Consider the following 19,135-nt stretch of genomic DNA (forward strand, 5'->3'; position numbering starts at 1 on the left):
TTGGCCAACATTCTCTATCTCGTCCATCGCCTGCCCTACCCTCCTAACAAAGGCGACAAGGTACGTTCGTACAATCTGCTCAAGCACCTGCTCAAGCAACACCGCGTCTTTCTCGGCACCTTCATCGACGACCCCGACGACGAACAACACATCGCCACGCTACGCGGCATGTGCGCCGATCTCCATGTTGCCAGGCTTGACCCGCGCTTTGCCAAGATCCGCAGTCTCAATGGCCTGCTCGCCGGCGAACCCCTGACGCTGCGTTATTACCGCGATGCCGCGCTGCAGAATTGGGTTGATGCCACCTGCCATGCCGAGAAAATCGACGCAGCGGTGATTTTCTCTTCAGCCATGGCGCAATACGTTGAGGACAAGCGACGGATGCCGGTGCTCATCGATTTCGTCGACGTCGACTCCGCCAAATGGACTCAATACGCCCCCAAGCATCGCTGGCCGATGTCCTGGCTTTACCGCCGCGAGGGCAAAATCCTGCTCGCCTACGAACGCGAGATGGCGCACCTGTCCACTCGTTCGTTTTTCGTCACCGAGGCCGAGGCCGAGCTCTTCACCAAACAGGCCCCAGAATGCGGCGTACGCGTCGAGGCCATGTGCAACGGAGTCGATGCCGACTACTTCTGCCCGGATCCGGAACGTCCATCGCCCTACGCCAGCGACGAAAGCCCCGTCGTTTTCACTGGCGCCATGGATTACTGGCCAAATGTCGATGCGGTAACCTGGTTTGCCAGCAAAGTATTGCCCGGACTGCGCCGGTACCGACCGAAAATTCGCTTTTACATCGTCGGTCGTAGCCCGACGCCCGAGGTTCAGGCACTAGCCGGCGACGATGTCATCGTTACCGGAACGGTGCCCGATGTCCGTCCCTACCTGCAGCACGCTGGCGTCGTGGTCGCCCCGCTGCGCATTGCCCGCGGCATTCAGAACAAGATTCTCGAAGCCATGGCTATGGAACGCCCGGTCATTGCCACCGCCGACTGCGCTGCTGCGGTGGATGCCAACAAAACAACCGAATTGCTCACCGCAACCAGCGCGTCTGAATTCATCGAGACCATCACCGGACAATTGGACGACCCTGAAAGCGCAGCGCTCATCGGCCGGGCTGCGCGGGCTCGAGTAATCGCCCGTTACAGTTGGGAGGCGCACATGAGCGGTATCGATCCTTATATCTCGTCTCCTGTCATGGGAGGAGGAACATGAGCATCTCAGCCCGCGGACTCACTCCCTCGTGGCGACATGCCATTCCATTACTGTTTGCGCTGATCGCCTGGCTGGTTTTCTGGTACTGGGACACCGTCGTCGCCATGGTCAATGTTTGGGCGCGCTCCGACACCTATGCTCATGCCTTCATCGTCCCCCCGATTACGCTCTGGCTGATCTGGCGTCAGCGCACCGAACTTCTCGCCGAACAACCAAGAGCCTCGCTGTTGCTAGCGCTGCCGGTCGCTTTAACCACCTTTCTCTGGCTCCTTGGCGAGTTAACCGCAGTCAACGCACTTACCCAGTTTGCTCTGGTCGCAACGTTGGTGATCGCCACCATGGCTCTGCTTGGCATACGCGTCAGCAAGCGTATCGCCTTCCCCCTCGCCTTCCTGTTTTTTTCCGTACCATTCGGCGATTTCCTGATGCCGAAGCTGATGGAATGGACAGCTACCTTTACCATCCTGGCTCTGCGCGCCAGTGGCATACCTGTCTATCAGGAAGGTCTGCAGTTCATTATCCCGTCCGGGCGCTGGTCGGTCGTCGAAGCCTGTAGTGGAATCCGTTACATCATTGCCTCGGTTACCGTTGGAACCCTGTTCGCCTACCTCAATTACGTTTCTCTACGCCGGCGCCTGATCTTCATCATCGCTTCCGTTCTTGTTCCAATCGTCGCCAACTGGCTGCGCGCCTATATGATCGTCATGCTTGGGCACCTGTCTGGGAACAAACTTGCAGCCGGCGTCGATCACCTGATCTACGGCTGGGTTTTCTTCGGTCTAGTCATCATGGTCATGTTCATGATTGGCATGCGCTGGAGCGAAGCCCCCAAGGAACACCACGAATCTGCCGTACTCACCGGAACCGTTCAGGCTGCGCCGACAAAAACTTGGCTGGCGATGCTGGGTATTGCCTTGCTTACTGCAGCCGGACCGCTGGCGTTTATTGCAATCACCAAGGCCGATCAGGCCAATGCCCCGAATCTCGCACAGTTACTGCCACCAGAAGGCTGGCGTGAAACCACCCCGATCACGACTTGGCAGCCAGCCTATACCGGCCAGTCAGCCGAGAACCAGGCGAGTTACGTAATGGATGGAAAAGCAGTTGGCCTGTACATCGGTTACTACCGGAACCAGGATTACCAGCACAAGCTGGTAACTTCGACCAACACATTGGCTGTCAGTACCGATAAAACCTGGGCAGTCACGACCAGAGGCGCATTGCCCCTCAAGCTTGACGGCCTGCCTCCGACTATCCGCACAGCAGAGCTTCTCGGCAAGGTCGGCACGCCGGAAACCCGCCTCGTCGTCTGGCAGTGGTACTGGATCAACGGCACACTGACCGCCTCCGATGCCGAGGCCAAATTACTCACAGCCATCTCCCGCCTGCGCGGCCAAGGCGATGACTCGGCGGTCATCATGCTTTACGCCCCCCGCGAAATCGCTGCGGAAAGTCTCCCCATCTTTGCAGAAAAGGCCCGGGGCCAGATCAACCAGATGCTCACGTCTACCCGTAACCAACGATGAGTTACGACCAACGCCCCCTCGTCGCCCATGTCATGTACCGTTTCGATACGGGCGGTCTGGAAAATGGTGTGGTCAACCTGATCAACCATATGCCGGCAGATCGCTATCGCCACGCGGTAATTGCCCTCACCGAAGTGACCGACTTCAAAAACCGCATCCAACGCGACGACGTCCAGTTCATTTCGCTGAACAAGGCTCCCGGTCACGGTATCTGGCTGTTCCCGAAACTGTTCAGAATTTTTCGCCAACTACGCCCGGCCATCGTCCATAGCCGCAATCTGGCAGCCCTGGAAGCCCAACTTCCCGCTTGGGCGGCAGGCGTTCCGGTGCGCATTCACGGCGAGCACGGCCGCGACGTCGGTGATCTTGATGGCAGCAATATCACCTATCAACGGGTGAGACGGTTTTACCGTCCATTCGTGAGTTATTACCTCGCACTCTCACGCGACCTCGCCGAGTATCTCATCGGTATAATTCGCGTCCCCCAAACCAAAGTGCTTCAGGTCTATAACGGTGTCGACTCCATCCGCTTTCACTCCGGCCCGGCCGATCAGACGGCCGTCGGCTGCCCGTTCTCCCGCCCAGCCCATTGGCTGGTCGGCACCGTAGGTCGCATGCAGACCGTCAAGGATCAACCGACTCTGGCTCATGCCTTCATTCGTGCACTGGAGATCGCCCCCGAATTGAGGCAACGTCTGCGCCTGGTCATGGTAGGCGATGGCCCGTTGCGTAACGAATGCCAACAGCTTCTCGAAATGGCTGGAGTTGGTGATCTGGCCTGGTTACCCGGCGAGCGTAACGATGTCCCGGAAATCATGCGTGGTCTGGATTGTTTTGTGTTGCCCTCACTGGCCGAAGGCATCTCGAACACCATACTGGAAGCCATGGCCTCCGGCCTGCCGGTGATCGCCACCGATGTCGGTGGCAACGCCGATCTGGTGATCGCCGGCAAGACAGGGCAAGTCATCCCGGCAGCCGATCCCGAAGCAATGGCCCAGGAAATCGTCCGCCTCGCCACGCAAACCGATGTAGCTCGCGACATGGGCCTGGCCGGACGTCAGACGGTCGAAGAAAAATTCAGCATGAAGGCCATGGTGGCAGCTTACCAAGGCACCTATGACAAACTCCTGCACCGTACCGGTGCAAACGCAAAGCACTGACAGGAAACCCCATGTGCGGCATTACCGGCATTTTTGACATCCGAGGCAAACGCGACATCGACCGTGCGGTCCTCAACCGCATGAACGAATCACAATTCCATCGCGGCCCGGACGAAGGTGGCCTGCATATCGAACCCGGTGTCGGAATCGGCCACCGGCGGCTCTCCATCATCGACCTGTCGACTGGCCAGCAACCGCTCTACAACGAAGACAACAGCGTCTGCGTCGTCTTCAACGGCGAAATCTACAACTACCAGGAACTCATCCCCGAACTCCAGGCACTGGGCCATACCTTCCACACCCGAAGCGACACCGAAGTCATCGTGCATGCCTGGGAAGCCTGGGGTGAGAGCTGCGTCCAGCGTTTTCGCGGCATGTTTGCCTTCGCCCTCTGGGACCGCAACCGTGAAACCCTGTTCCTGGCTCGCGACCGGCTCGGCGTCAAGCCGCTGTTCTACGCCCTGCTCGATGACGGAACCTTCCTGTTCGGCTCGGAACTCAAATCCCTGCTCGCCCATGGCGGCCTGAAGCGCGACATCGATCCCTGCGCGGTTGAGGAATACTTCGCCCTCGGCTACGTCGCCGAACCGCGCGCCATCTTCAAGCAAGCCAGGAAGCTGCCGCCGGCCCAAACCCTGCTGCTCCGCCGTGGCCAGCCGGTCGGCGAGCCTCGCGAATACTGGGATGTCCGCTTTACGCTCGACAACCCGATCAATGACGCCGATGCCTGTGCCGAACTCACTCACCGCCTCGAAGAATCGATCCGCCTCCGGATGATTTCCGAAGTACCGCTCGGCGCCTTCCTTTCCGGTGGCGTCGACTCCAGCGCGGTGGTGGCGATGATGGCCGGCCTGTCGAACACGCCGGTCAACACCTGCGCCATCGGCTTTTCCGACCCGGCTTTCAACGAATCGGAATTCGCCAAGATGGTAGCCGACCGCTACCAGACCAATCATCACCTCGACGTCGTCGAGAGCGACGACTTCGATCTCATCGACACGCTGGCCAAGCTCTACGACGAGCCCTATGCCGACAGCTCGGCCATCCCCACCTACCGCGTCTGCGAACTGGCCCGCAAGCACGTCAAGGTTGCGCTTTCCGGCGACGGTGGCGACGAAAGCTTCGGTGGCTATCGTCGTTACAAGATGCACCTGATGGAAGAAAAAATGCGGTCGGCCCTGCCTTTGAGCCTGCGCCGGCCCATCTTCGGGGCGCTCGGCAAGCTCTACCCGAAAGCCGACTGGGCGCCGCGCGTTTTCCGTGCCAAGACCACTTTTGAAGGCATGGCCAGAACCTCGGTCGAAGCCTATTTCCACTCGGTTTCGATCTTGCGTGCCCCGATGCGCAATCAACTGTTCAGCCCGAAATTCAAAGCCGCGCTGGGCGGCTATGATGCCAGTGAAGTTTTCACGGGACATGCAGTAAAAGCCAATACCGATGACCCGCTGGCCTTGATCCAGTACCTCGACCTGAAAACCTACCTGATCGGTGACATCAACACCAAGGTAGACCGGGCGAGCATGGCCCATTCGCTTGAGGTTCGCGAACCGCTGATGGACCACGAATTAATCGAATGGCTGGCGACCTTGAATTCCTCACAGAAAATCCGCGGCCAGGAAACCAAATACCTGCTTAAAAAGACGATGGAGCCCTACCTCCCGAACGACGTGCTCTATCGTCCGAAAATGGGTTTCTCGGTACCGCTTGCCCGCTGGTTCCGCGGCCCGCTCAAGCAGCGCGTCCAGGAATCGCTGCTCGGCCCCCGTCTGGCCGATACCGGCTGGTTCAATCGCGACTACCTTCAGCATCTGGTCGACGCCCACAACAACGGTAGTCGTGACTACAGCGCCCCGATCTGGACCATGCTGATGTTTGAAGCCTTCCTGCGTAACGTCATGGAACAAGGCGAACCGGCATGATTCGCACACTGCACGTTCTTGACCACTCCATCCCGCTACACAGTGGCTACACCTTCCGCACGGCGGCCCTGCTGCGCGAACAGCGTGCCCTCGGCTGGGAAACGTTCCACCTCACTTCACCCAAGCAGGGTGAAGTCTCGGCCCCCTTTGAAGACGTCGACGGCCTACGCTTCTACCGCACCCCTGCGCCGCGCGGCATACTGACCAAGTTGCCACTCGGCATAGAGTTGGCGCTGATGAAGCAACTGGAAACGAGGCTTGAAGAAGTCGCCCGCGAGATTCGCCCCGACATAATTCACGCCCACTCCCCTGTTCTCAATGCACTCCCGGCCATCAAGGTTGCCCGTAAGCTGGGCATACCCGTCGTCTACGAAATTCGCGCCTTTTGGGAAGATGCAGCGGTCGACCACGGCAGTACGACGGAAGGTAGCCTGCGCTACCGTGCCACGCGAAAACTTGAAACCCGCGCCATCAAACAGGTCGACCATGTCTTTACCATCTGTGAAGGGCTACGGGCTGACATCGTGGGGCGCGGCATTCCGGCCGATAAAGTCACCGTCATCCCGAACGCCGTCGATATCGCCTCATTCAATCTGGCCAGCCCACCGGATACTGAACTGTTGAGAAAATGGGGGCTCACCGGCAAAACCGTGATCGGCTTCATCGGTTCCTTTTATGCCTACGAAGGTCTCGATCTGTTGCTGGATGCACTCCCTGCCCTTCTCGAGCAAAGGCCTGACATTCGGGTTTTACTGGTCGGTGGCGGGCCACAAGAAGCGAATCTGCGCCAGCAAGCGGAAAGGCTTGGCCTGAAGGATGCTGTTGTTTTCACTGGTCGCGTACCGCACAGTGACGTTAACTGTTATTACGACCTGATCAACGTCCTCGCCTATCCGCGTCATCCGATGCGCTTGACTGAACTGGTTACCCCGCTGAAACCACTGGAAGCGATGGCCCAAGGCCAGCTTTTTGTTGCTTCGGATGTCGGTGGGCACAAGGAACTCGTCGAGCACAACAAGAACGGCATCCTCTTCAAGGCAGGAGATCGCAATTCGTTGACCCATGCCCTGCTATCGTTGCTCGATGAACAAGATCGCTGGCCTGAACTCAAAGCCAACGGCCGAACCTTTGTCGAAAATGTGCGTAATTGGCGAAACAGCGTCGCCAATTACACAGCCCCTTACCAGCGCCTGATCGGTAAGAGTATTTAGGATGCCAGAAGCACGACAACCCCATATTGTCGTTCTTTCCAGCCTTTTCCCGAGTCGGATTCAGCCTGGGGCCGGGTTATTCATTCGTGAACGCATGTTTCGGGTTGGCCAGAAGCTCCCTGTCTCGGTAATTGCGCCAACGCCATGGTTTCCCCTTCAAGGCTTGCTTCGCCGAATCAAGCCCCATTTTCGCCCCGGCGCTCCGGCCTATGAAAAGCAATCAGGTATTGATGTCTGGTACCCCCGCTTTTTCTCGATACCCAGCCTTCTAAAGACACTGGATGGATTGATGATGGCGCTAAGTGTGCTTCCGCGCATGCGCCAGCTCAAAAGCGAAGGACGTCTGGATATCATTGATGCCCATTTTGCTTATCCAGATGGCTATGCGGCAAGCCTGTTGGCGAAATGGCTCAAGGTTCCATTCACCATAACCCTGCGAGGAACTGAGACTCGACACATCCAGGATGACAGATTTTCCCGGAAGCTTTTGAAAGCAATCGAGCAAGCCGCACAGGTATTTTCGGTATCAGAGTCTTTACGCAAGCTGGCCATCGCCCACGGAGCCAATCCCGCCAAGATTGAAGTGGTCGGCAATGGTGTTGATGCCCAGCGCTTCTCGCCACGCGATCGAGCCATTTGCCGGAATTCACTGGGTATCCCGCCAAGCGCCCAAGTACTGATTTCAGTTGGTGGTCTGGTGCCGAGAAAAGGTTTCCATAGAGTCATTGAATTACTCCCCCAACTAGTCTTGGAATTTCCTGAGCTGATTTTCCTGATCGTTGGCGGCGGAAGCGCTGAGGGCAATAACCGCCCAGAACTCGAACAACAAGTCAAACAACTCAAACTCGAAAAATGCGTCAAACTCCTCGGGCCTATACAACCTGACGAGCTTCCATCGGCACTCTCGGCAGCCGACGTTTTTGTTCTGGCAACGAGTAACGAAGGCTGGGCAAATGTATTCCTCGAAGCCATGGCCTGTGGCTTACCCGTTGTCACAACAGATGTTGGTGGCAACCAGGAAGTCGTCAGTAACGACCAATTGGGTTTTGTTGTACCTTTTGGCGACGGTGCGGCATTGGCCAAGGCAATCCGTGAATCACTCGAACGGCACTGGGAGAAACAGCTTATCCGCACTTATGCAGAGAGCAACTCCTGGGACGATCGCGTAACGCGACTGTGCAAAAAATTCATGCATATTTCGCGAAAACCAAGGCAGACAATATGAGCGGGCTTTACACAAAACTTGTTTCCGGAATCATATTTCCCATACACGAACGCCTCAAGCACCACAGCACGGTAAATGTACACAAGCGACTGGAAGAGACCCAATGGTGGTCACGCGAGCGTCTTGAGTCCCTGCAACTGGAAAGGTTACGGGGTCTGCTGACGCAAGCGCAAAGCGATGTCCCTTACTATCGAGACCTTTTTGCCAGCCTGGGTTTTCGCGCGGAAGAGATCAGTTCGCTAAATGAACTGAAACGGCTTCCCTTCCTGACCAAGCCGATCATCCGGAAAAATCAGGAACGCCTCAAAGCCGAGCATGCTGGAAAACTGGCTCGGTTCAATACCGGAGGATCCTCCGGAGAGCCGCTTATTTTCTTTATCGGTAACGAACGAGTCAGCCATGACGTAGCCGCCAAATGGCGCGCTACCCGGTGGTGGAATGTAGACATTGGTGACCCGGAAATTGTAGTTTGGGGGAGCCCCATCGAGTTAACCTCGCAGGACCGCGTGCGCCAGATCCGCGACTACCTGTTGCGTACCCGACTGCTCCCCGCCTTTGAAATGAACGAGGCCAACCTTGATGGTTTTGTCGACACCATCAGGACAACCGCCCCCGCCATGCTGTTCGGTTATCCGTCATCCCTTTCGCTGATCGCCCGCCATGCCGAAAAGCATGGCATAGCGATGAACAACCTCGGCATCAAGGTAGCCTTCGTGACCTCGGAACGACTTTACGACCATCAACGTAACGATATCGCCCGAGTATTTGGCTGCCCGGTCGCCAACGGATATGGAGGACGCGACGCCGGTTTCATCGCCCACCAGTGCCCCCAAGGTGGAATGCACATCACCGCTGAAGACATCATTGTCGAAATCGTCGACAAGGACGGCAACGCACTCCCCAATGGCAGCGCAGGTGAAGTTGTCGTTACCCACCTAGCAACCAGCGAATTCCCCTTCATCCGCTACCGAACCGGCGACGTGGCAATCTTGTCCGAGGCAAATTGTGCATGCGGTCGCGGCCTGCCAATGCTCGAAGAGATACAGGGACGTACTACAGATTTTGTCATGGCCACCGATGGCACCATTATGCATGGCTTAGCGTTGGTCTACCCGATTCGGGACATTCCCGGTATTACAGCCTTCAAAGTCGTCCAGGAAACACTTGAACGCGTTGTGGTTCACATTGTTCTCGGAGATAGCTGCACTCAACAGGTGGAAACTCTGATTTCCGATGGAATCAAAGCACGACTCGGGCAGACGGTAAATGTTCATGTACTCCGCGTAGACGATATACCTAGAGAAAAATCTGGCAAATACCGATATGTTCAGAGCTTGGTTATGGGGAACTAGAAGGTGCTGGACCTGATAACCGATTATTTTTGTTCTATTTCATCGGCGTTCCAAACAATGACTTCGATACTCAGCCTGAGTCACAAATCATTGTTGGAGAAAGTGATCCAGTGCGTGACCTACTAGTTGTCTCAATCGTATTGGGAGGTAGCTTATATGCATTGCGTCAGCCATGGGTTGGCGCAATGTTATGGACTTGGGTCAGCCTGATGAATCCTCACAGCCTGACTTATGGATTCGCCTTAAGCTTTCCAGTCGCTGCCATCGTAGCCGTTGCAACGCTAATCGGTTTGATGGTCAACAAAGACCGGCTAAATCCTTTCGTAGAGACTCCCTCTAAATGGCTAGCACTTTTTATGTGCTGGATATGCTTTACCTATTTCTTTTCGTACGACATCGAAGGCAGTACGTCGATGCTGATAAAAGTCATGAAGATTTATTTCATGACTTTCGTAATTCTCATGTTATTGAGAACTCGCAAGCACATCGAAATATTTGTTTGGGTTGTTGTCCTTTCATTAGGTTTCTATGGAATAAAAGGTGGAATTTTTACTATCCTAACCGGCGGAAATTACCGTGTGTGGGGCCCTGGCGGATTTATCGGGGGCAACAATGAGCTCGCATTGGCATTGATTATAACGATCCCCTTGATGCGATTTCTGCAGTTAAATACTACTCGAAAATGGGTGCGCCACGGGCTAACTGCTGCGATGTTGCTCACTGCGGCAGCATCGTTGGGAAGTCATTCACGCGGCGCGCTGCTGGCTATTGCAGCAATGGCATTTTATTTGTGGGTAAAGAGTCCAAAGAAAATGGCTTTAGGAGCAGCTATCGTGGTGATGGGCGCTGCCATGATTGCTTTCATGCCCGAGCATTGGTCCTCTCGAATGGACACAATTCAGAATTATCAAGAGGATGCCTCGGCGATGGGACGCATAAATGCGTGGTGGGCCGCATTTAACGTTGCCAAGACACATATTACTGGGGCGGGATTCGATATGTACACACCGCAAATATTCGCAATATTTGCACCAGACCCACTAGACGTTCACGCAGCCCACAGCATCTATTTCCAAGTTCTCGGCGAACATGGCTTTATCGGCCTATTTCTTTATTTTGGAATCTGGTGGTCGGTATGGCGCACTGCCAGCTGGCTAATCAAGAATGGCGGCATGGCAGAACAAACTCTCTGGTGCAAAGATCTTGGCGCAATGTGCCAAGTTGCACTTATAGGTTATGCAGTCGGCGGTGCATTTTTAAGCTTGGCCTATTACGACTTACCATACAACATCTTGATTATTGTGATCCTGGCAAAACGTTGGATATTGGATCAACTCTCCGGTGAACAGGCCATATCAAATTTTCCGGCGAATACAAACGCTCGCTTGGGGCAACAACCATTGAACCTGCAACTTTAGGAGGTGTTTCCGTTGGCATTTTCCGACTTGATACACGTGTTCTTTCCCCTGGCAGCAAGGCTTTCCATGAATACTATCTCCTTGTTTAAATTTCCACATGCTTCGATCTTTCTAGTCTGCATATCACTTGCCAATGGCGTTTCAGCCGCCCTGAACCAAGGACATTATCCGGACTGGGCGCAACGCTGGCCCGCCGAGGACATTTACGAACCTGACTGCCGCCCACTCTGGATTCCGAACAAATATGGTCCATTTGATTACCGCGCAGCGGGACCGGCCGACCGCGAGCTTGTTGAAGGAGCGCATTTCTCTCTTGAATATCAAGCGTATCTTCAGGGTAAGCAAAAGTCGTCACGCCATGCGAATGAACTCCCTCCGGCGGCGGGTTTCGGCTATACATTGTGGGCCTTCCCAAATCATCCGCAGGCTCTGGCCGCAATGGAAGATTTGAGTATTCGGTACAAAGCTGAAACCTTGCCGGGAGCCCTCATTCGCGTCCATTGTTTTTTCCAGCGAGCGGTTAGATTTACGCCTGACGATGCCTTGATTCGTGCGATATATGGTTACTACTACGCCCGCCGAGGAAAAACTGCAGAAGCCAAAAAACAGCTAGAAAAAGCGGAAGCTTTAGATGCAGTGAATATTGACACGTACGTATATATTTCTTTCGCCTACCTTGAGATGAAAGATTATGAAAAATCAGTGGGAGCCGCCAAACGGGCCTACGAATTGGGTTTCGCTCTGCCTGGCCTACGCAATCGTCTTCAACGCCTAGGAAAATGGCAAGATTAATCTGTTCTGAGTAGTATTAATCTATTAAATTGGCCTCATATGCTCAACTTAAATAATATTCTGAAAAAAGTTCTGACGAGAATTAATCGCTATCGGTTTGATCGAGAATTGCGCCAAATAATCACAACCCCCCCCATCACCATGGGTAACGACCCATTTATTGCTCTTTCCATGGTTCATCACCGTGATGTCGATGCCTATCTTTTGGCAATAAAATCATTCTGCCGTTTTCTCCATCCTCGGCGAATTATTGTTGTGTGCGACCCAAGTATTTTAGATTCGGATCGTTCGCAAATTTCACGACATGTCTTTGGCGTAGAATTCGTGCATGCTGCTGATTATCGTGAGCCAGGAATGCCACAAGGCGGATGCTGGGAACGGCTAATTGCAATTTCCGATTTCGTACAAAGCGACTATGTAATTCAACTCGATGCTGACACGGTTTCACTTTCAGAAATGACTGAGGTAAGAAATGCCGTTGTCGATGGAAGCTCATTTGTCCTTGCAACGGAAGACAATCAGAATTTTTTATCATGCAGCGAAGCATCCCAATGGGCTAAGCCACGAGCAGAATCTGGCGAACACATCCAGATCCTTGCAGAGTCTAATTTGAATCAATTGCCAGAAGCCGTTTCTGCTAAATATGTGCGTGGCTGTGCCGGTTTTTCTGGGTTTGCACCAGGTAGCCTTAGCCGAGAAAAACTGAGAGCTTTCAGCCAAGTTATGGGGAATATTCTGGGTGAAAAATGGAGCGCTTGGGGAACGGAACAGTTCACTTCAAATTTCATGGTTTCCAATTCGCCCAAAGCTCGCGTACTACCCCACCCGAAATATTGCCATCCAGGACGAGAGCGGCCGAAAACTGTCTTCCTTCACTTTATCGGATACGTCCGCTTCAATACTGGTCGTTACGCACAAGTGGCACGGGAAACCTGTTTCGCCTTGCGGGACAAATAAATTTTAACGGAGCCGATCAATTGCTTCCACTCATATTTCGTGCTCTTTCGCCAGCAGGAGTCTCAGCAAAACTCAATATTTTCATTTTTCATCGGGTTTTACCACAGCCCGATCCGATGCTGCCCTTTGAGCCTTCGGCGGAGCAATTCAACTGGATGGCACGTTTTATTGCTCGTAATTTTAATGTACTGACGCTCAGCGAAGCAGCAAGGCGAATCCAGAATGGAACACTCCCGGCAGCGGCAGCGGTAATCACGTTTGACGACGGCTATGCAGACAATCTCGAAGTTGCATGGCCAATCCTTAACCGATATGGCATTCCAGCAACCTTCTTTATAGCAACTTCATTCCTTGATGGCGGCAGGATGTGGAATGATGAAATAATTGAAGCCGTGCGAAATGCAGAGGCTGGGCAATTTGATCTCAGCAAATTTTCCTTGGGAGCCTATACACTTACCGATACGGTTTCCCGCGTCCGGACCTACGAGACAATACTTGGCAAACTCAAGTATTTCGAACACGTTAAACGTACGCAAATTGCACGCGAAATTGCTTTCCTTAATCATGTCCCCGGGCAAAGTGAACTAATGATGACTAGTACCGAGCTAAAACAATTACATGCTGCAGGTGCTGAAATTGGTGCGCACACACAGACCCACCCGATTCTTGAACTTCTTGATGACGACAAAGCCTTTGCCGAAATAGAGGCAGGTAAAATTGAGCTGGAATCAATTCTCGGCGAAGCCATCAATGTCTTCGCCTATCCCAATGGGGTACCGGGTAAAGATTGCTCAGTACGGCACGGAGAGATGGTTAAAAAGCTTGGTTTTCAAGCGGCAGTCACTACCGAGCAGGCTTGTGCAAGTGCTAGTTCAAAGATATTTCATCTGCCACGCTTTACGCCGTGGGATCGAACGCCTCTCCGATTTGCAGCACGTAGCATCCTCCATATTCGCAGCAGCCGCCATTGAGGCGCCCCGGATGCCACGGTAATTCCCTCGGAAATTAGCAGCGATATTGGTTTTATCTTTTAATTGCCTTGCGCAGTTCGATCCAGACCTGATGTTTCGTCGCATAGGCCGCGACGAAGAACCCAAGGGCCCCACCGCTAACGGAGATAAGCGTGGTTATATATATGTCCGGAGAGCGCCACCCAAACTGCATTACTGTCACCAAGGGAATGGCTATAGTACCAATCGCCAGACACAGACTCTTGAGCCAGCAGCGACAAAGAGCGGCAACAGAAAAACCGAGCTGTTCCCTAGCCAGTCGAAGCCACAGAAGCGAAGTGATGGATGCGGCAACCATCAGTAGTTGACTCAGGCTAACAAGATCGGCCTGAGCGCCAAGCACGGTAGCGCCCAAGGTCAGCAAGGTCGCTAGCATGGTTATTTTCATGGTTTCGGTTGCCGCGCCTGCGGCAATCAGAGGTGCATAACAAGTTGCTGAAGGAATTGTTATGGCACAGGCTATGGCTAGCCAACGGGCAGGGTCTACCGCCGCCCCCCATTGATCACCATAGAGGATATGTATTGCCGGATAAGCAAGAATACCGATCCCAGCAAAAAATGCCCACCCTAATCCCGTTACCAGTTCCATCGCAACGATGAAGGCGCTGCCAAGGCTCTTGGCTTCGCGAGATTGCTTGGCAAAGTAAGGTAATGCCACCGCATTCACTGCATCCATGACCAGCCGCTGAAACATACTTACCAATCCTTGAGCGCGACTAAATTGACCGGCCTCGACCATCGACTGAACCTTGCCGAGAACGAGCTCTGGAGCACCTCCAACCAGAGTGTTCATTAGGGATGTCAGTGTTAGTTTTCCGCCGAATGAGACAACTTCTGATATTCCGCGAAATGTTGGCTTCCAAGGCATATCGGGACGCGCCAACAACCAGATAGCCAAGACTCCTGAGAGCGTAGTCAAGGCATTCGCCCAGGCCAAACTCACTGGGCCATATCCAGCCCAGGCCAACCCTATTGCAGCACTAGCATGAACAAGCGAGCCCGAAAAGCGGATGACTGCAATCGTACCGAAACGCATGTCCCGTGCGAGCCAAGCGTAGGGAAAGGCGAGAAATGGAGTAATCGCGAAATTGAGCGCAAGCACCAACATAACCTCAAACATCCGAGGTTCGTTGTAGAACATGGATGCTGGACTGGCCGCGGAAAGAATGATTAAGGCGAGGAACAAACCCAGGCCAAGCTGTACGCTCCAAGTCGCTCGAATACGTTCCGGAGTCAGTTCCTTCTGTTGGACCAGATACTGACCTGCGCCAAGATCACGGAAAGTTGCTACAAACCCTAATAACACCATGGTAACCGAGTAAACGCCAATCTCTCCTGGCGTCAATAGCCTGGCTACTACCATTGCCGAAAGGGTATGCAAGACGAGTCCGGAATATCGATCCAAGAAGGATAAGGCGAGAGCTTTTCTTGTTGTCATGCGTTTTGCGGGTTTGCCCGCATCTTCTGATTTCTTAAACTCGGGCACTATCAAACTACTCCACGGAAAACTAGTCCTACATTAAATGGGAATCCGGCAAGAAATATTCCAAACGCAATCAACAGGTCAATGCAGAACCAAGAGAAATGGTTGTTTGGAGCAAGGTCATCAGATCAGAAAAACTGGCATTGGGTAGGGGAACAGAGCTTATTGCGTTGCGCGATGCTGCGTCATTTTTCGGTTCTCCTGATTTTGCTAAAAATCTCTTTAAGTAGTGCCAAAGAGTTTTTTAAAAATAACTATTGGAAATCTGGCGATAATTTTCGGTTCCTGCCTCAAAGCCATTACTACCAACTTCCAGTCAATTTTTTTCCGATGAATACAGCGATGCAGGCAATCAACAATGAACGCATCGCGCAGGCTCTTAATAGCAGAAACGACTATATGAAATTGGCGCTGATTCAGAGTGTAGAGCGTCACCAAAGCCTGCCTGTAGGCTAGCTCGTGTAAAACACGGCGAGCATGGCCCTCGGTACCCCATCCGGCACCGGCATAGACATTTACGCCTTTTCCGCATGTAACTTCTGGAAATACACCAAAAGAAAAACTAGCGCCTTTAGATGTGAGCTCGAGCCAGAAAAGGTAGTCCTCACCGGCAGAGGTTAGGTCCGTACGAAAACGCAGTTTGGAAAATTTATGAAAATTGTAGGCAACTGTTGGAGTACCAATTACGTTTCCTGTAATGATCTGGTCGAACATGTCACCTTCGTAAGCGCGTAAGTCGTCGCGCCCTCCAATTCGGGGATGCTGCTCTATGACAATTCGCCCGGCACGATGAAAAGCGCTGGTTTCAGCGCCTAACTGGACATGATCTGAGAAGTAGACGTCATATCCAGCAGCCATCGCAATCATGGCATTTTTAAGATGACTGCTATTCCAGACGTCATCGGAGTCGAGGAATGCGACATAGTCTGTGCCCGCAGGCAAATTATCTAGTGCCGTGTTGCGCGCCCCCCCTGGCCCCGTATTGGCTTGTTCAAGAACGGTAACCGGAAATCGCGTGGGACCAAGGTTTGCAAGTTCACTTTTTGCTGATACAGGAGAGTCGTCGTCAACCACGATAATGCGTACATCACTGACGCCTTCCGACGAGAAAACCGAGTTCAGTGCTTTGATCAGAATTCCTGATTCACGCTGAAAATAAGGAATTACAACAGCAATCGTCCTATGTTCTAGGAACAAATTGTCAAACATCTGCAGCCTCCTCGACAGGGCCGGGGGGCTTCCTTAGGAGACTAATATTGTCCCTAAAGCAGAAAATGCTCTCACCACCCAGCAAATAGTCGAACGGGTAACTAGAAAGACAGGAGAAAAAATTCCTGCTGGTGCCCTGCCATGGAAGTAACCAGTCATCGAGTTCCAGTGTGATCAGATCGGTTCTGCCGACCCACTCGGTATCACTTGAAAACAGTTGCGCTTGCGATCCTTCGATATCCAGTTTCACGATAAGCGGATTGTCGGATCCGGCGAGTAGGCAGAGATCATCAATGGTATAAGCACTGATCGCCCCCTGAGTATGCGACTCCTCAGAATAGACAACGCGAAATGCGGCCGCCCCTGATTCGGGATTGATGATTTTCAGCGAACCACGCTTGTTCCATATGCCGCCCTTGATGATCGTAATTCGCTCCTTGAAGGCCCGAATATTGAACTGAAATATCTCAAGATTGGCGTCGTCGGGTTCGATCGAAATGATGTTGGCCTTCGGAAACTCCCGCGCAAACCAGATCGCAGCTAGACCAATATTGCCGCCACAATCGATAATTAGCGGAACCTTCCCCTGCCTTAATATTTCGTTATAGTGCGCGACAAGATGGGCACACTGGGGGAACCTCTTAATGTCATATTGACGCTGGACCAGACATTGCCAGAAGGTACTCCGATCAGCCACAGAGTCCCTGATGAATATCTTTTCAGCATAGCCAGGAACCGAAAGCGGAATTATCCGACCGGAGCATTGGCGGATGGCGATCTCGACAGCCGCAAAAATCATCACCCCTGCACCAAGGCCAAATTCACGGATATATATGGGGAGTTTCTTTAACGCGATCATCTGCACAGCAAGCCTTATTGTTTTCGACCTTAACCTTGAAACAGCTAAGTCGCGGAATAGCCGATCTGGGACAAGGCAAAGATGGCGATGACGAATTTTAACGAAGCCATCTCCCCTGCCCCAGCCATTGCGCCAACATCATCAATACCCATACCAGTTCCCCGTAATAGCCAGGATGCTGTGGCAGATACTCCTTAATCAAGCGGTCAATGAAATCCCCTCTGACAATGTTTCGACTGCGCAGAGAATTGACAGATTCCAGAGCTAGTTCTCGCAACCCTGCATGCTTGACGGCCCATACTCCAAACGGCAGGCCGAAGCCGTGTTTCTTCTTGGTGATGATTTCCGGCGGGAGGAAGTCCTTCAGAGCCTCCTTGAAGAACCAGCGCAGGGTCAGCCCCTTGAGCTTTAATTCTGGGTCGAGCCGCATCGAAAAATCAACCAACCGGTCGTCGAGAAGCGGAAATCCCACCTCCAGGCCAGCTAGGCTAGTGGCCCCCAAGACCTTCGGCAAGTCGTTGTCGGCCAATGTGTATTTCCAGTCGTACCAGAGCATGCGATTGACCAGCGCCTGACCGTCCCCCGAGCGGTAGGCATCGCGCTGCTGACGCAGCGTATCTTGCGGATTGACCAGGGCGAGGAATTCCGGGGTCAGCACCTCACTGAGGCCAAGCCGAGTCAGCAGGTTATACATTTGCATCCGGTCCGGCATCGGAACACTGGCCTGCTCGACGTAGCTGACGGCCTTCCTGATGCCAGGGATCCGTCCCGGCAGCGCGGTGCCAGTCAGCAAAGGCTCGAGCAGGCCGTGCCTCAGGACACCGGGAATCTGCTCGTAGGTGCCAAAAACTCGCTGCTTGGCGTAACGTGTGTTGCCGCCGAACAACTCGTCGCCACCATCGCCGGCCAGTATCCGGGTGACGCCGGCTTCGCGCGCCGCCTTGGCGCAATAGAAGGATGGAACGACGGAGGAGTTGCCGAAGGGCTGATCGTACGAGGCGGCGACTTCGGGAATACTGCGGACCAGATCATCCGGTGTCACATAGTATTCGTGGTGCTCGGCACCAAAGTGCCGGGCGGCGATGCGCGCATACTCCATTTCATCATAGCCGGCCGCCTCGAAACCAATGGAAAAGGCTCTGGCAGGCTGCCCGGTAACCTCCCGGAGCAGCCCGGCCACCGTCGAGCTGTCGGTACCGCCGCTGAGGAAGCATCCTGTCGTTTCGCCATCAAGTCGGTCGGTCACGGCATCGCGCAAAATCTGCCGGAACTCGGATTTCAATTCGCCGACCGGTACCCGCTGGTCTTCGACAAAGTGCGGTTTCCACCAAGGAGCGACCGTGAGTTGTCCGTTTTCAAACAGGGCATAGTGTCCCGCCGGCAATCGGTAGACTCCTTTGAACACGGTGCGTGGAGCCGGGATCATATGGAAGTAGAGATAATCGTAAAGCGCCTGCGGATCAAGTTCTCCATCGTTGCCGGCGAGGTCATCTGCCCGTTCCGCCACATGAAGCTGACCATTCTTTATCTGATAGCAAAGAGTGCAAACGGAAAAGCGATCCACAGCAATGAAAGCACGACCATTCGAGCCTAAAATTGCGACAGCAAAATCGCCTTGGACGGCCAATGGTGCTCGCTCCCCCGAGCGCTTGAACGCTTCCGTCCATGCCGCAACCCCACCCCTCTCCTGGGCAATCTGTTGAAGCTGTTTATCCTTGAACTGGTGTCGACCAGAACTGAATGCCGCACTGGGAAATTCCGATGTGAAATGAGCGTTGTTAGGTTTCATGGGGCTACGA

At 53.6% G+C, this 19,135-nt stretch carries 15 protein-coding genes; 11 read left to right on the top strand and 4 right to left on the bottom strand.

Annotation, left to right across the window (positions count from 1 at the left end; translation table 11 throughout):
* The 11 genes from KI611_RS12515 (at position 1) to KI611_RS12565 (ending at position 13,746) form a co-directional block, all read left to right on the top strand.
* A complete protein-coding gene (locus tag KI611_RS12515; protein ID WP_226415833.1) occupies positions 1–1,215 on the top strand; it encodes a TIGR03087 family PEP-CTERM/XrtA system glycosyltransferase in 1,215 nt (404 codons plus the stop codon).
* The gene (gene xrtA / locus KI611_RS12520; RefSeq protein ID WP_226415835.1) at positions 1,212–2,741 is read left to right on the top strand and encodes an exosortase A; all 1,530 of its coding nucleotides are present in this window, start codon (positions 1,212–1,214) and stop codon (positions 2,739–2,741) included. Before KI611_RS12515 ends, xrtA begins: the two co-directional genes overlap by 4 nt.
* Positions 2,738–3,901: a TIGR03088 family PEP-CTERM/XrtA system glycosyltransferase gene (locus KI611_RS12525; RefSeq protein WP_226415837.1), complete on the top strand. Its 1,164-nt coding sequence runs from the start codon at positions 2,738–2,740 to the stop codon at positions 3,899–3,901. Before xrtA ends, KI611_RS12525 begins: the two co-directional genes overlap by 4 nt.
* A gap of 11 nt (positions 3,902–3,912) precedes the next feature.
* Positions 3,913–5,820: an XrtA/PEP-CTERM system amidotransferase gene (locus tag KI611_RS12530; RefSeq protein WP_226415839.1), complete on the top strand. Its 1,908-nt coding sequence runs from the start codon at positions 3,913–3,915 to the stop codon at positions 5,818–5,820.
* Entirely contained in the window at positions 5,820–7,031 is a 1,212-nt protein-coding gene (locus KI611_RS12535; RefSeq protein ID WP_226419906.1) for a TIGR04063 family PEP-CTERM/XrtA system glycosyltransferase, read from the top strand. Before KI611_RS12530 ends, KI611_RS12535 begins: the two co-directional genes overlap by 1 nt.
* Before the next feature lies 1 nt (position 7,032).
* Positions 7,033–8,256: a glycosyltransferase gene (locus KI611_RS12540; RefSeq protein WP_226415841.1), complete on the top strand. Its 1,224-nt coding sequence runs from the start codon at positions 7,033–7,035 to the stop codon at positions 8,254–8,256.
* Entirely contained in the window at positions 8,253–9,608 is a 1,356-nt protein-coding gene (locus KI611_RS12545; protein WP_226415843.1) for a phenylacetate--CoA ligase family protein, read from the top strand. Before KI611_RS12540 ends, KI611_RS12545 begins: the two co-directional genes overlap by 4 nt.
* 29 nt (positions 9,609–9,637) lie before the next feature.
* Positions 9,638–11,026: a putative O-glycosylation ligase, exosortase A system-associated gene (locus KI611_RS12550; RefSeq protein ID WP_226415845.1), complete on the top strand. Its 1,389-nt coding sequence runs from the start codon at positions 9,638–9,640 to the stop codon at positions 11,024–11,026.
* Between the two features lie 66 nt (positions 11,027–11,092).
* On the top strand, positions 11,093–11,818 hold the full coding sequence (locus KI611_RS12555) for a hypothetical protein (protein ID WP_226415848.1): 726 nt from the start codon (positions 11,093–11,095) through the stop codon (positions 11,816–11,818).
* A gap of 39 nt (positions 11,819–11,857) precedes the next feature.
* Positions 11,858–12,775 (top strand): hypothetical protein, encoded by a 918-nt coding sequence (locus tag KI611_RS12560; RefSeq protein ID WP_226415850.1) that lies wholly within the window; start codon positions 11,858–11,860, stop codon positions 12,773–12,775.
* Between the two features lie 20 nt (positions 12,776–12,795).
* Entirely contained in the window at positions 12,796–13,746 is a 951-nt protein-coding gene (locus tag KI611_RS12565) for a polysaccharide deacetylase family protein (protein WP_226415852.1), read from the top strand.
* Between the two features lie 52 nt (positions 13,747–13,798).
* On the opposite strand, the gene KI611_RS12570 is transcribed toward KI611_RS12565, so the two are convergent.
* The 4 genes from KI611_RS12570 to KI611_RS12585 all read right to left on the bottom strand — a co-directional run bounded on the left by KI611_RS12570 (position 13,799) and on the right by KI611_RS12585 (position 19,125).
* Positions 13,799–15,271, bottom strand: coding sequence for a lipopolysaccharide biosynthesis protein (locus KI611_RS12570; RefSeq protein WP_226415855.1), 1,473 nt, complete (start codon positions 15,269–15,271; stop codon positions 13,799–13,801).
* Positions 15,272–15,490: 219 nt separating this feature from the next.
* The gene (locus KI611_RS12575) at positions 15,491–16,477 is read right to left on the bottom strand and encodes a glycosyltransferase family 2 protein (RefSeq protein WP_226415857.1); all 987 of its coding nucleotides are present in this window, start codon (positions 16,475–16,477) and stop codon (positions 15,491–15,493) included.
* Positions 16,470–17,336, bottom strand: coding sequence for an FkbM family methyltransferase (locus KI611_RS12580; RefSeq protein WP_226419907.1), 867 nt, complete (start codon positions 17,334–17,336; stop codon positions 16,470–16,472). The genes KI611_RS12575 and KI611_RS12580 overlap by 8 nt, the downstream gene beginning before the upstream one ends.
* A 97-nt stretch (positions 17,337–17,433) precedes the next feature.
* Complete coding sequence (locus KI611_RS12585; protein WP_226415859.1) at positions 17,434–19,125, bottom strand: asparagine synthetase B family protein; 1,692 nt, start codon at positions 19,123–19,125, stop codon at positions 17,434–17,436.
* Positions 19,126–19,135: the final 10 nt, after the last annotated feature.

Origin of the sequence: Dechloromonas denitrificans, assembly GCF_020510685.1 — a bacterium.
GTDB classification, from domain to species: Bacteria; Pseudomonadota; Gammaproteobacteria; order Burkholderiales; family Rhodocyclaceae; genus Azonexus; species Azonexus denitrificans_A.